Source organism: Rathayibacter sp. AY1B6 (genome assembly GCF_002932755.1).
Classification (GTDB): Bacteria; Actinomycetota; Actinomycetes; order Actinomycetales; family Microbacteriaceae; genus Rathayibacter.
The window spans coordinates 68096-81120 of the sequence record NZ_PSWL01000010.1; the positions used below are offsets into that span (position 1 = coordinate 68096).

Below are 13025 nucleotides of genomic sequence, written 5' to 3' on the forward strand. Positions count from 1 at the left end.
GCGGCGAGGACGTACGGTTCGTTCGGATCGATGACCACGAGGGTGTTCCCGGTTCTGACGGGCGCCAGCGGCGCGCGGAGGGCTTCCGTCCGGACGGACGGCAGCGGTTGACGAGCTTATCGCCTGGCAGGGTGCTCGGCCGGGAGGGGGCCCCGGCGTCGAGCGGGCGCTCAGCGGGTGAGTGCCGCGCGCTTCTCCTTGACCGACGTCGCGTAGACGTCGAGGTACTCCTGGCCGCTCAGGGCGAGGAGCTCGTACATGATCTCGTCGGTGATCGAGCGGAGGATGAAGCGGTCGCCCTCCATGCCCTCGAAGCGGCTGAAGTCGAGCGGCTCCCCGAACACGATGCCGATGCGGCCGAGCTTCGGCAGGCGCTTGCCGATGGGCATGATGCGCGCGGTGTCGATCATGGCGACCGGGATGACGGGCACGCCTGCCTCGAGGACCATGCGGGCGACTCCGGTGCGGCCGCGGTACATGCGGCCGTCGGGGCTGCGCGTGCCCTCGGGATAGATGCCCAGGGCGTGGCCGCCCGCGAGGACGCGCAGCCCCGTGTTGAGCGAGGCCTCGGACGCCTTGCCGCCGGAGCGGTCGATCGGCAGCATCCCCGTCGCGGTGAAGAACGTCCGCGTCGCCCAGCCCTTGAGGCCCTTGCCGGTGAAGTAGTCGCTCTTGGCGAGGAACACCATGTTCCGCTCGATCACCAGCGGGAGGATCACAGAGTCGATGAACGAGAGGTGGTTGCTCGCGAGGATCACGCCGCCGTTCTGCGGCACCTTCTCGGCGCCGACCACCCACGGGCGGAAGATCGTCTTCAGGAGCGGGCCCGCGACGATGTGCTTCATGAACCAGTAGAACATCGGGCTCCTCGGCGGTGCGGCGGATCGGGTGCGGCGGGTGCCGCTAGAGGGAGCTCGCGTGCAGGCGCGCCAGGTCGGCGGCCCCCACGACTCCGGCGTCGTTGACGAGCTCCGCGATGCGGAACTCGGGCTCGGGGTGGTAGCCCCGGGCGGGGAGGTTGTCGAGGTAGGCCTGGCGGATGGGGTCCAGCAGGAGATCGCCGGCCTGCGCCACTCCGCCGCCGATGACGAACATCTGCGGGTCGAGGACCGCGCTCAGGCTGGCCGCCGCCTCGCCCAGCCAGTGGCCGAGCTGGCGCAGCGCCGCGAGGGCGCCCAGGTCGCCTGCAGTGATCAGCTCGGAGATGAGGCGGCCGTTCAGCTCGCCGCCGTTGCGGGCGCGGGCGTCGGCGATGCCCTGGCCGATCCCGCCCGCGTCGGCGAGCTCGCCGGCGAAGCGCTGGAGCGCGCGGCCCGAGCCGTACTGCTCGATGCAGCCGCGGGCGCCGCACCCGCAGGGCAGGCCTCCGGGGACGACGCGCATGTGCCCGATCTCGGCCGCGGCTCCGAAGCCGCCGCGCAGGAGCCGGTCGTTGATGACGATCGCGCCGCCCACTCCGGTGCCGATGGTGAGCATCAGCATGTCGCTGACGAGGCGGCCGGAGCCGTAGCGGAACTCGGCCCAGCCTGCGGCGTTCGCGTCGTTCTCGATGATGATCGGCAGGTCGATGCGGGCCGAGAGCTTCTCGCGGAAGGGCTCGTTGCGCCAGTTGATGTTCGGGGCGTAGTAGACGATCGACTGCGAGGCGTCGATGAAGCCGGCGGCGGCGACTCCGACCGCGGCGACGTCCCCCGGGAGCAGGCCGGAGCGCAGATGCTCGACCATCTCGACCACGACGTCGACGATCAGCTCGGGGTGCCCGGCAGGAGTGGGCCGGCGGTCCTCGCGGAGGATCCCCCCGAACTCGTCGACCAGGGCTCCGGCGATCTTCGTGCCGCCGATGTCGATCCCGATCGCGTGCACGCGAACCGCCTTCCCGTCGCCACCGGCGCGGCAGCGTCGGCGGACCGCCCTGAGCGGCGGCCAGGACGAGTGTAGTGACCGCGAGCGCTCCGGTGCGGCTCAGCGGCGAGACCCGGCGACGCGTGTCGGACCTCCTCGCGGAGCCACCGCTGGATCGTTACCCTGAACGGATCCACAGCTTGCGCCGCGCCGGTAGGGTGGAGACGACGTTCATTCAGGTACCGAAGGAGTTGCCGTGGACCAGTTCGATTCCCCCCTGGTGGTTCCGGCCGATCCCCAGGCCAACACGACCGCCCTCCTGCTGGACCGCGTCCGCGAGACGCCCGACCGGCCGCTCTTCGCGCTTCCCGACGGCGAGGGCTGGCGCGACGTGACGGCGCAGGAGTTCCTCGACCAGGTCACGGCCCTCGCGAAGGGCTTCGTCGCCGCCGGCCTCGAGCCGGGCGAGAAGGTCGGGCTGATCTGCAGGACGCGCTACGAGTGGACGCTGATCGACTTCGCCGTCTGGTTCGCCGGCGGGGTCCTCGTCCCGGTGTACGAGACCTCCTCCCCCGCGCAGGTGCAGTGGAACCTCGCCGATTCCGGCGCGCACGCCGTGATCGTCGAGACCCCCGAGCACTTCGCCCGCTTCGACGAGATCCGCGCCGACCTGCCCGAGGTCCGCCTCGCCTGGCAGATCGGGCTGGGTGATCTGGACAAGCTCGTCGCGCGCGGCGTCGACGTGCCGGACGCCGAGATCGAGCGCCGCCGCTCACTGGCGACCGGTACCGATATCGCGACGATCATCTACACCTCCGGCTCCACCGGCCGCCCCAAGGGCTGCATCATCCGGCACTCGAACTTCGTCGAGCTCAGCCGCAACTCGGCGGTCGCCCTGACGGAGCTGATCCATCAGCCCGGCGCGTCGACGCTGCTGTTCATCACCACGGCACACGTGTTCGCCCGCTTCATCGCGATCCTCTGCGTGCACGGCGGGGTGAAGGTGGGGCACCAGGCCGACACGAGGCAGCTGCTCCCCTCGCTCGGGTCCTTCAAGCCGACGTTCCTCCTGGCCGTGCCGCGCGTGTTCGAGAAGGTCTACAACTCGGCCGAGCAGAAGGCCGAGGCCGGAGGCAAGGGGAAGATCTTCCGCCGCGCGGCCGATGTCGCCGTCGCCCACTCGATGGCGCTCGAGGCGGGCTCGGTGCCGCTCGCGCTGAAGCTGCAGTTCCTCCTCTTCGACCGGCTCGTCTACTCGAAGCTGCGCACCGCCATGGGCGGGAACGTCCGCTTCGCTGTGTCCGGCTCCGCGCCGCTGGGCGACCGGCTCGGCCACTTCTTCCACAGCCTCGGCATCAAGATCCTCGAGGGCTACGGCCTCACCGAGACGACGGCGCCCGCCACGGTCAACCGCACCGAGCGGTTCAAGATCGGCTCGGTGGGCCCGGCGATGCCCGGGGTCTCGATCCGGATCGCGGGCGACGGCGAGATCCAGGTGCGCGGCATCGACGTCTTCGGCGGCTACTGGAACAACGAGGCGGCGACGGCCGAGTCGTTCGACGGCGAGTGGTTCCGCACGGGCGATCTCGGAACGCTGGACGAGGACGGGTATCTGCGCGTCACCGGGCGGAAGAAGGAGATCATCGTCACCGCCGGCGGCAAGAACGTCGCTCCGGCGGCGCTGGAGGATCCGATCCGCGCGAATCCGCTGGTCGGACAGGTCGTCGTCGTCGGCGATCAGCGGCCGTTCATCGCCGCACTGGTCACGCTCGACTCGGAGATGCTGCCGACGTGGCTCGCGAACAACGGGCAGGACAGGGGTCTCTCGCTCGAGGACGCGGCCGTGAACCCGGTCGTTCTGGCCGAGGTGCAGCGGGCCGTCGACGCGGCGAACGAGCGCGTGTCCCGTGCGGAGTCGATCCGCAAGTTCGTGATCCTCCCGACCGAGTTCACGGAGGCGAGCGGTCACCTGACTCCGAAGATGAGCATCAAGCGGAACGTCATTCTCGCCGACTTCGCCGACACCATCGCCGCCGTCTACTCCGCCGCCCCCGCCACCGAGGGCATCTCCCTCCGCTGACGCGCGCCCCCCGCGCGAGTCGCGCAGAACCCGCTCCGAACCCGACGCAGCCGTATCCGGTGAAGCGCGTGCCAGCGCTTCACCGTCGGCGTAACGCAGGACGCTCCACGGAACGCACCACCTCGCAGAGCCGACCGCGCGGAGCCGGGCAGGGACCGGCTCCCCCATCAACACCGCCGTATCCGGGAAAGCGCGTCCCAGCGCTTTCCCGTCGGCGGAACGCGACACGCTCCACGAAACGCACCACCTCGCAGAGCCGACCGCGCGGAGCCGGGCAGGGACCGGCTCCCCCTCAACGCCGCCTTATCCGGGAAAGCGCGTCCCAGCGCTTTCCCGTCGGCGGAACGCGACACGCTCTACAGAGCGCTCCCACCTCGAAGAGCCGACCGCGCCGAGCCGGGCAGGGACCGGCTCGGAATCCCACTCAGAACCAGTCGGATTCGCGGACGGCCTTCATGGCGGCGCGGCGGTCGTCCTTGGAGAGGCGGTCGAGGTAGAGACGTCCGTCGAGGTGGTCGCATTCGTGCTGGAGGGCTTGGGCCATGAGGCCGTCGCCTTCGAGGACGATCTCGTTGCCGTCGAGGTCGGTGCCGCGGACCTTCGCGTGGGGGTAGCGGATCGCGGGGTACCAGAGGTTCGGGACGGAGAGGCAGCCCTCGTCGACCGGTTGCGGGTCTCCGCTGAGCTCGACGATCTCGGGGTTGAGGATGTAGCCGATGACGCCGTCGACGTTGTAGCTGAAGGCGCGGAGGTTGACGCCGATCTGGGGGGCTGCGACGCCGGCGCGTCCGGGCGGGCGGACGCTGTCGACGAGGTCCTCGACGAGGCCGCGGACGCCGGCGTCGACCGTCTCGATGGTCGTGGACGGGGTCTTCAGCACCGGGTCCCCGAAGATGCGGATCTGGCGTTCGGTCATGTGGTGCGCTCCCTCAGGGCCTCCTCCGCGCTCAGGAGGGCGTTCTCGACGACTTCGCTCGCTGCGGGGTGCGGCCAGTACTGGCTGCGGGCGAGTCCGCGGATTCCGGTGCCGGCGCTGGCGGCCTGGACGAGCGGCTGAATGAGGATACTGGCCTGCGGCCCGATGATGTGCGCGCCGAGGAGGGCGCCGTCGAGTCCGACGACCAGGAGGCAGGCGCTGGAGTCGTCCTCGAGCGCCCAACCGAAGGCGGTGGAGCCGTACTCCTGGGTGACGGTGACGACGTCCAGGCCCTGGTCCCGCGCTTCGGCCGCGGTGAGTCCGAAGTGGGCGATCTGCGGGTGGGCGAAGATCGCGCCGGGCACCGGGGAGAGGGTGTTCGAGAGCAGCTCCCCCGGATGCAGGAGGTTGTGCGCCACGAGGCGCGCCTCGTGGTTGGCGACGTGCTTGAGCTGCCAGCGGGACGACACGTCGCCGAGGGCGAAGAGGCCGGGCACGGGGCGGCCGCCGGAGAGCACGCGCTGCTCGGTGTCGACGCTGATCCGGCCGTCCTCGTGCAGGTCGATCCCGACGGAGGCGGCGGCGACCGTGTCGCTGTTGGGGTCGCGGCCGAGGGCGACGAGCAGCAGGTCGGTCTCGACCGTCGCGCCGTCGCTGAGGGTGACGCGGAGGCCGTCGGGGCGGGTGTCGACGCTCTCGGCGCTCACTCCGGTGAGCACGGTGTACCGCTCGGCGGCGATCCCGGTGAACCGGCGCGAGACGTCCTCGTCGAGGGCGCGGAGGAGGCGGTCGCCGCGGACGGCGACGGTCACTGCAGTGCCGAAGGAGGAGAAGACGTGGGCGAACTCGACGGCCACCGCGCCGCCGCCGAGGATCAGCATCCGCTCGGGGAGCTCGTCGAGCCGCATCACCGAGGAGGAGTCCTGGATCCGGGGGTCGGGCTCGTACGCCGCGAGAAGCGGCCTGGGTCGCGAGCCTGCGGCCACGACCACCTGCGGTGCGCTGATGCGGGCACCGCTGGCGCTGACGAGGACGTGCGGGCGGTCGCCGTCTCCGAGCGACTCGAAGCCGAAGCTCTCGCGGAGGACGGTCACGTTCGGGGAGCGCTGATCGCGGTACTCGAACCCGCCCCCGCTGATCGCGTCGATCCGGCCGAAGACCCGGTCGCGCACCTCGGCCCACTCGGGGCGGCGGAGGCGGGAGTGGACGCCGATCGGGCCGCCCTGGTCGACGTCGGTGACCACGTCGGCGACATGGACGAACATCTTCGTCGGGATGCAGCCGGCGTTGAGGCAGGTGCCGCCGAACCACTCGCCGTCGTCGAGGATCGCGACCCGCAGGCCGTCGAACTCCGGACCGACGATCGAGTTGCCGGAGCCGGCCCCGATGACGATCAGATCGAAGGCGTCGGTGGACGCGTCGGGTCCGTCGGTGCGGTCCTGGAACGCGGCGGACGCCGCTTCGGAGCCCCGGGGCTCAGACACGTCGGACCGGCATGCCCTCGACCACGAGCGCGGCGAGAAGGCGAGCGGCGTCCTTCGTCCCCTCGCGCAGCTGCTCCCACTTCACCACGGAGCCGGCGGCGAGCACCGGGTCGTAGGGGATGCGGACGATGTCCCGGACGCGGGAGCGGAAGTGAGACTCGATCTCCTCCAGCTTCACCAGGCTCGTGCCCTGCGTCGCCGTGTTGAGCGCGACGACCGCGTTGCGCACGAGGGCGCCGTAGCCGTTCGCGTCCAGCCAGGTGAGGGTCTCGGAGGCGAGGCGGGCCTCGTCGACGCTGCCGCCCGAGACGATCACCACCGTGTCGGCGCGCTGCAGCGTGGGCCGCATCACCGAGTGCACGATGCCCGTGCCGCAGTCGGTGAGCATGATCGAGTAGAAGCGCTCGACCAGGTCGGCGACCACGTTGTAGTCGTCCTCGTCGAAGGCCTCGGAGAGCTGCGGATCGGTGTCGGAGGCGAGGACGTCGAGGCGGGTCTCGTCGCGGGAGACCATCGTCGAGAACTCGGTGAACCCGGTCACGCCGGCCGCGCGGTTCACGACGTCGCGGACGGTCGCCCGCGTCTGCTTGGGGACGCGCTCGGCCAGGGTGCCGCGGTCGGGGTTCGCGTCGACCGCGATGATGCGGTCCTCGCGAGCGTCGGCGAGGGCCATGCCCAGGAGCGTCGTGACCGTCGTCTTGCCGACGCCGCCCTTGCGGGTCATCACCGGGACGAAGCGGGTGCCGCCCTCGAACTGCCGGCCGATCCGCTCGTCCATCGCCTTCCAGGCCTTCACCTTAGCGGAGTCGCCGAGGTTGACCGTGTGGAAGGTGAGGCCGTACAGGAAGCGGTGCCAGCCCCCCGTGGGAGCGGGGCGGGTCTTGCGGTTGACCTCCAGGAGCCTGTCCGGGGTGAGCATCGACGCCGACTCCGGGACGGCGGCACTCGGCGTGGACGGGGCGGGAGCGGCGCTCGAGGACTCGGCGCGGAGGCGGTCGCGGCGGGTGGGGACGGCGGCGGGCTCCCCCACGGACTCGGACGCCGCGGGCTTCTCGGCGGACTCCGCTCGAGCGGGGATCCCCGCCGAGACCGGTCCGTTCGCGACAGACGGGTGCGCGGGAGCCGGTGCGGGGGTCGGAGCAGGACTCGGCTCCGGCGGCACGAGAGCGTGCGAGCGCGAGGGCGGCAGGCCGAGGCGGCCGACGTCGATCGCGTCCTCGTCCTCGACCGGAGCGGGGGCGGTGGAGCGGCGCCGCGGGCCGGGCGGCGTGATCCGCACGCCGTCGGGCAGGAGGGTCGGAGCGGTGTCGTTCGCTCGCGGGGAGTACTGTCCCGATTCCCGAGCCGCGTCCATGGCGGTCCGCGGCGTGGGACCGGTGCCGGTGTCGGGCTGTTCGTCGTTGCGCTCATCCATGCGAACGAGCCTCCTTCCGCTCAGGACGAGTGTACCGGCGGGCCCGGATCGCGCCGGGCGGCTTGGTCGGAGCGCGCCCCGACTGCTAGTGCAGCCCGCCCCCGGAAGCGGCGCGGACGGCGCGTGCAGCGAACGGTTAGGTTCTGCCGCCCGGAGGAACGTAAAGTAGTCAGCCATGCATGTACTCAGCGTGAGCTCCCTCAAGGGCGGCGTCGGCAAGACCACGGTGACGCTCGGCCTTGCATCCGCGGCGTTCTCGAAGGGCCTGCGAACGCTGGTCGTCGACCTCGACCCTCAGTCCGACGTGTCGACCGGAATGGACATCAACGTCGCCGGCCACCTCAACATCGCCGACGTCCTGACGTCGCCGAAGGAGAAGATCGTCCGCTCGGCGATCGCCCCCTCCGGCTGGACCAAGGAGCACCACGGCACGATCGACGTGCTGATCGGCAGCCCCTCCGCGATCAACTTCGACGGGCCGCACCCCAGCATCCGCGACATCTGGAAGCTCGAGGAGGCCCTCGCGAGCGTCGAGGCCGACTACGACCTCGTGCTGATCGACTGCGCCCCCTCGCTCAACGCCCTCACGCGCACGGCGTGGGCCGCGAGCGACCGCGTCGCCGTCGTCACGGAGCCGGGCCTGTTCTCGGTGGCCGCCGCCGACAGGGCGCTCCGGGCGATCGAGGAGATCCGCCGCGGACTCAGCCCGCGCCTCCAGCCGCTGGGCATCATCGTCAACCGGGCCCGCGTCCAGTCGCTGGAGCACCAGTTCCGGATCAAGGAGCTGCGTGACATGTTCGGGCCGCTCGTCCTCAGCCCGCAGCTCCCGGAGCGCACGTCTCTCCAGCAGGCGCAAGGCGCGGCGAAGCCCGTCCACGTCTGGCCCGGAGAGAGCGCCCAGGAGATGGCGCACAACTTCGACCTGCTGCTCGACCGCGTCATCCGCACCGGTCGCATCGGCGAGCAGGTCCCCGCCGCGACCTAGGGGCGCGGGTCCGCCGGACGCATCCGGCTCAGGGTCTCGAGACGCGGGCGGTGCCCGCTGGTCGAGCCGTGACGGGAGCGGTGTCGGCGGACGCTCGGCGTGTCTGCCCGGCGTGGAAACTCGACAGTCGGGCGGCGCCCGCTCCTGATCGGCTGAGCGAGCGGAGGAGACACGGGAGTCCCCGGGGACGCTGCTGAGTCGTGAGACGCCGGCGGTCAGCCGACGCGGCGGGAGGCGCGCCGCTGGGCGAGCTCGTCGCCCGGGTCGACCGACTGGTGGTCGAGCTCGACGAGGCTCGACTCGACCTCGCGGAGGACCTTGCCGACGGCGATGCCGAAGACGCCCTGGCCGCGGCTGAGCAGGTCGATGACCTCGTCGTTCGAGGTGCAGAGGTAGACGCTCGCGCCGTCGCTCATCAGCGTCGTCTGCGCGAGGTCGTCGACCCCGGACTCGCGGAGCTGGTTGACCGCCGTGCGGATCTGCTGGAGCGAGATCCCGGTGTCGAGGAGGCGCTTGACCAGCTTCAGCACGAGGATGTCGCGGAAGCCGTAGAGGCGCTGCGTGCCGGAGCCGGACGCGCCGCGCACGGTCGGCTCGACGAGCTCGGTCCGCGCCCAGTAGTCGAGCTGCCGGTAGGTGATCCCCGCGGCGCGGGCCGCGACGGCCCCGCGGTAGCCCGCGTCGGCGTCGAGCTCGGGCAGTCCGTCGGTGAACAGGACGAGGTCGCGCTGGCCGCTGACGTCGCGGCTGACTTCTCTCATCCCTGTGCCTCTCGGATCCGGACGCCGGATCCTCCGAACGCGCTCCCTACCGTACCGACCGGCGCAGGCCGAGTAAACGACATCGGCCTCGGCGCCGCGGCGTGTCGCCCCGGCCGTCCGTCCGCCGGCGGTGCGGCCCTCACGAGCGGGCGATCCGCGACAGGGCGCTGCGGACCATCGCCCCGCGGATCGTGCCCAGCTGGGTCGCGAGGCCCACTGCGTTCTCGGCGGCTCCGGCGGATCCCGAGGCCTCTCCGCGGCGGGCGCTGGAGGCGACGACGCTCTCGATGAGCGACATCTCGCGCTCGACCGCGACGCGGAGCGGTCGGAGGTGGCGGGGCTCGATGCCCGACCGCCCCAGCTCGACGAGCGCCCTGAGCGTCGTCACGGCCTCGTCTCCGAACACGTCGCCGCCCCGCACGAGCCCGGCGGCGATGGCCTCCTGGACGAGAGCGGGCGTCGCACCGGACTCGGCCGCGAGGCCCTCGCGGGTCAACCGCGTGGCGGGGCCGAGGAGCGAGGCGCTCGGACCCCCGACGCCGGCCGGCAGGGCGGGCTCGCGTCCGGCGTCGATGTCGTCGAGGTACCCGCGGATGACCTTGAGGGGGAGGTAGTGGTCGCGCTGCAGCGCGAGGATCATCCGGAGCCGCTCGACGTCGGAGCCCGAGAACTTGCGGTAGCCGGAGTCGGTGCGGGCCGGCGAGACGAGCCCCTGCTCCTCGAGGAAGCGCAGTTTGGACGGGGTCACGTCCGGGAATTCAGTGGTCAGCCTGGCCAGCACCTGCCCGATGCTCAGCAGAGCGGCGGAGCCGGTGGGGAGGGCGCGCGCGGAGGAGCGGCCCACGGCTCACGCGTCCGGAGCGGCGACGAGGTCGGCGCGGGACGCGTAGAAGGTGAGACGGAACTTGCCGACCTGCACCTCGGAGCCGTCGGTGAGGATCGCGGACTCGATCCGGACCCCGTCGAAGTAGGTGCCGTTCAGCGAGCCGAGGTCGTGGACCTCGAACGCCGTGCCGCGGCGGACGAACTCGGCGTGCCGACGCGAGACCGTGACGTCGTCGAGGAAGATGCCCGCGTCGGGGTGGCGGCCGACCGTCGTGGAGTCGGTGTCGAGGAGGAAGCGGGCGCCGGTGTTCGGTCCGCGGCGCACGACCAGCAGCGCGGAGCCGGAGGGCAGTGCGCCGACGGCCTCGGCCTCCTCGCGGGACGCGCGGTTGTCGAGCGCGGCGAGCTGGGCGCCGATGTCGTCGGTGAACGTCAGAGTCGTCTCCGTCGACGGCTCACCGGGAACGGAATTGTGCTGGGCGGATGATGCTCCACCGACGGGCTCGACCAAGACGTACCTCCTGTCAGGTCAGCGTATCCGAATCGTGACCCTCGTCGGACCCCTGAGCACCTGTGCGGACCCCCAGGACGAGGTCCCGCGTCTGGACGGCGTAGACGATCCCGGCCCACCAGTAGAGGAACGCGCCCCACAGCGCGAAGGCCCAGGCGATGGGGAGGGAGGCGGGCGCGAGGGCCGGGAACGCCTGCCCCAGCATGATCAGCGGGAGGGCGTAGAAGAGGCAGAAGGTCGCGAATTTGCCCAGGTGGTGCACGGGAAGCGGTCCGTAGCCGTTGTTCGCCAGGACGACCGCCAGGACCACGAGCACGAGGTCGCGGGCCAGCAGCACGGCGACCAGCCACCAGGGCACCAGGCCGCGGGCCGCGAGGCCCAGGACGGTGGCGAAGATGTAGAGGCGGTCGGCGGCCGGATCGAGGACGCGGCCGAGGCGCGTCATCTGGTCGAAGCGGCGCGCGATCCAGCCGTCGAGGTAGTCGGTGAGGCTCGAGACGACGAGGGTCAGGAGTGCGAGCGCGTCCTCGCCGAGGACCACGAGCACGAGGAACACCGGCACCAGGGCCAGGCGCACCATGCTGAGGACGTTCGGGACCGTCCAGATCCGGTCCTCACCGGTGCGCGCCATGCGCCCAGCCTAGGCGGGGCGCACTGCGGCCCGGTCAGCGCTTGTCGCGCCAGACCCGCTCGAACGGAAGGCGCCAGGCGTGCGGCGCGATCAGCTGGTGGATCGCGTTCGGCCCCCAGGAGCCGGGCGCATAGAGACGGACGGGCGGCGGATCCTGCAGGAGGGGCGCGGAGACCTCCCAGAGCCGCTCGATGCCCTCCGCCGTGGTGAACAGCGTGTGGTCCCCGCGCATCGCGTCGAGGATCAGGCGCTCGTAGGCCTCGAGCGCGTCGCCTGCGCGATCGGTCTCCTGGAGCGCGAACTGCATGCTCAGCTTGTCGAGCCGCATACCGGGACCGGGGCGCTTGCCGTAGAACGAGAGCGAGACCTTCGAGGCGTCCGCCAGGTCGAAGGTGAGGTGGTCCGGGCCGTGTGCGCCGACTCCGGAGCCCTGCGGGAACATGCTCTTCGGCGGCTCGCGGAAGGCGATCGAGATGATGCGCTGGCCCTCGGCCATCCGCTTGCCTGTGCGGAGGTAGAACGGCACTCCGGCCCAGCGCCAGTTGTCGATCTCGCACTTCAGTGCGACGAAGGTGTCGGTCTCGGAGTCGGCGGCGACGCCCGGCTCGTCGCGGTAGCCGATGTACTGGCCTCGCACCACGTTCTCGGGGTTCAGCGGGCGCATCGAGCGGAAGACCTTGTTCTTCTCCTCGCTGATGGCCTGGGGCTCCAGCGCGGTGGGCGGCTCCATCGCCATGAACGCCAGCACCTGGAAGAGGTGGGTGACGACCATGTCCTTGTACGCACCGGTGGACTCGTAGAACTCCGCTCGGCGGTCGAGCGTGAGGCGCTCGGGGATGTCGATCTGGACGTGATCGATGAAGTTGCGGTTCCAGATCGGCTCGAAGAGGCCGTTCGCGAAGCGGAAGGCGAGGATGTTCTGCGCCGGCTCCTTGCCGAGGAAGTGGTCGATCCGGAAGATCTGCTCCTCGCTGAAGGTCTCGTGGAGCTCCGCGTTGAGGACGACAGCGCTCTCGAGGTCGACGCCGAACGGCTTCTCCATGATGATGCGCGATCGCTCGACCAGCCCGGCCTCGGCGAGCATCCGCACGACCGAGAGCGCGGCCCTGGGCGGGACGCTGAGGTAGTGCAGCCGGCTCACGTCCGGACCGAGGACCGCCTCGGCGTCGGTCACGGCGGCGGCCAGGGCGGCCGGTCCGGCGGACTGAGGGACGTAGCGGAGCTTGGACGCGAACTCGTCCCACTGCGCCGGCGTCAGGGAGCGGCTCCCGAACTCGTCGTAGGCCAGCTTCGCGAACGCGCGGAACGAGGCGTCGTCGTGCTCCTCGAGCGAGGTGCCGACGATCTGCAGGTCCGGCGCGAGGGACGAGAGCGCGAGGTGGGCCATCCCCGGGATGAGCTTGCGCCGGGCCAGATCGCCGACGGCGCCGAACAGCACGACGACATGAGGTGCCGCCTGCTCGGTCTGGACGGCGGGAGCGAGGGGTGCGGTTGTCACGGTCACCCCTCGATCATTCCAGTTCGGATCGTGACGCAGGCGTCATGTGCTCGATACGCACCGCCGCTAAGGTCTCTC

At 71.2% G+C, this 13025-nt stretch carries 12 protein-coding genes; 2 read left to right on the forward strand and 10 right to left on the reverse strand.

The genetic code is table 11. From position 1 onward, the window contains the following. Positions 1 to 170: 170 nt before the first annotated feature. Both C5D08_RS07255 and C5D08_RS07260 read right to left on the reverse strand, forming a co-directional pair. The gene (locus C5D08_RS07255; RefSeq protein WP_104276453.1) at positions 171 to 860 is read right to left on the reverse strand and encodes a 1-acyl-sn-glycerol-3-phosphate acyltransferase; all 690 of its coding nucleotides are present in this window, start codon (positions 858 to 860) and stop codon (positions 171 to 173) included. 43 nt (positions 861 to 903) lie between these two features. After that, positions 904 to 1863 (reverse strand): ROK family glucokinase, encoded by a 960-nt coding sequence (locus tag C5D08_RS07260; RefSeq protein WP_104276454.1) that lies wholly within the window; start codon positions 1861 to 1863, stop codon positions 904 to 906. Between the two features lie 235 nt (positions 1864 to 2098). Here C5D08_RS07260 and C5D08_RS07265 point away from each other — a divergent pair, with 235 nt between their 5' ends. Next, the gene (locus C5D08_RS07265) at positions 2099 to 3922 is read left to right on the forward strand and encodes a long-chain fatty acid--CoA ligase (RefSeq protein WP_104276455.1); all 1824 of its coding nucleotides are present in this window, start codon (positions 2099 to 2101) and stop codon (positions 3920 to 3922) included. A gap of 424 nt (positions 3923 to 4346) precedes the next feature. Here C5D08_RS07265 and def read toward each other — a convergent pair whose 3' ends face one another. Genes def through C5D08_RS07280 form a run of 3 tightly spaced genes read right to left on the reverse strand, consistent with a single transcriptional unit; the run spans position 4347 to position 7736 of the window. Next, positions 4347 to 4838: a peptide deformylase gene (gene def / locus C5D08_RS07270; RefSeq protein WP_104276456.1), complete on the reverse strand. Its 492-nt coding sequence runs from the start codon at positions 4836 to 4838 to the stop codon at positions 4347 to 4349. Further along, entirely contained in the window at positions 4835 to 6322 is a 1488-nt protein-coding gene (locus tag C5D08_RS07275; RefSeq protein ID WP_104276457.1) for a mycothione reductase, read from the reverse strand. The genes def and C5D08_RS07275 overlap by 4 nt, the downstream gene beginning before the upstream one ends. Then, positions 6315 to 7736, reverse strand: coding sequence for a MinD/ParA family protein (locus C5D08_RS07280; protein WP_258067346.1), 1422 nt, complete (start codon positions 7734 to 7736; stop codon positions 6315 to 6317). The genes C5D08_RS07275 and C5D08_RS07280 overlap by 8 nt, the downstream gene beginning before the upstream one ends. A 175-nt stretch (positions 7737 to 7911) precedes the next feature. On the opposite strand from C5D08_RS07280, the gene C5D08_RS07285 reads away from it, so the two are divergent. Further along, positions 7912 to 8721 carry a ParA family protein gene (locus C5D08_RS07285; protein WP_104222576.1) on the forward strand — a complete coding sequence of 270 codons (810 nt, stop codon included), beginning with the start codon at positions 7912 to 7914 and terminating at the stop codon, positions 8719 to 8721. Positions 8722 to 8936: 215 nt separating this feature from the next. Here C5D08_RS07285 and C5D08_RS07290 read toward each other — a convergent pair whose 3' ends face one another. The 5 genes from C5D08_RS07290 to zwf all read right to left on the reverse strand — a co-directional run bounded on the left by C5D08_RS07290 (position 8937) and on the right by zwf (position 12947). Next, positions 8937 to 9482 (reverse strand): MerR family transcriptional regulator, encoded by a 546-nt coding sequence (locus C5D08_RS07290; protein WP_104222575.1) that lies wholly within the window; start codon positions 9480 to 9482, stop codon positions 8937 to 8939. Positions 9483 to 9621: 139 nt separating this feature from the next. Beyond that, a complete protein-coding gene (locus C5D08_RS07295; RefSeq protein ID WP_104276458.1) occupies positions 9622 to 10326 on the reverse strand; it encodes a MerR family transcriptional regulator in 705 nt (234 codons plus the stop codon). A 3-nt stretch (positions 10327 to 10329) separates the two neighbouring features. Further along, complete coding sequence (locus C5D08_RS07300; RefSeq protein ID WP_104222573.1) at positions 10330 to 10818, reverse strand: FHA domain-containing protein; 489 nt, start codon at positions 10816 to 10818, stop codon at positions 10330 to 10332. Between the two features lie 13 nt (positions 10819 to 10831). Next, entirely contained in the window at positions 10832 to 11449 is a 618-nt protein-coding gene (locus tag C5D08_RS07305; protein WP_104276459.1) for a CDP-alcohol phosphatidyltransferase family protein, read from the reverse strand. A gap of 34 nt (positions 11450 to 11483) precedes the next feature. After that, a complete protein-coding gene (gene zwf / locus C5D08_RS07310; protein ID WP_104276498.1) occupies positions 11484 to 12947 on the reverse strand; it encodes a glucose-6-phosphate dehydrogenase in 1464 nt (487 codons plus the stop codon). Positions 12948 to 13025 lie beyond the last annotated feature (78 nt).

Excerpts from the sequence above, each read along its gene's own strand:
- def (WP_104276456.1), bottom strand. The coding sequence starts at position 4,838 with ATGACCGAACGCCAGATCCGCATCTTCGGGGACCCGGTGCTGAAGACC.
- C5D08_RS07280 (WP_258067346.1), bottom strand. The coding sequence starts at position 7,736 with ATGGATGAGCGCAACGACGAACAGCCCGACACCGGCACCGGTCCCACG.
- C5D08_RS07255 (WP_104276453.1), bottom strand. The coding sequence starts at position 860 with ATGTTCTACTGGTTCATGAAGCACATCGTCGCGGGCCCGCTCCTGAAG.
- C5D08_RS07305 (WP_104276459.1), bottom strand. The coding sequence starts at position 11,449 with ATGGCGCGCACCGGTGAGGACCGGATCTGGACGGTCCCGAACGTCCTC.
- C5D08_RS07290 (WP_104222575.1), bottom strand. The coding sequence starts at position 9,482 with ATGAGAGAAGTCAGCCGCGACGTCAGCGGCCAGCGCGACCTCGTCCTG.
- C5D08_RS07285 (WP_104222576.1), top strand. The coding sequence starts at position 7,912 with ATGCATGTACTCAGCGTGAGCTCCCTCAAGGGCGGCGTCGGCAAGACC.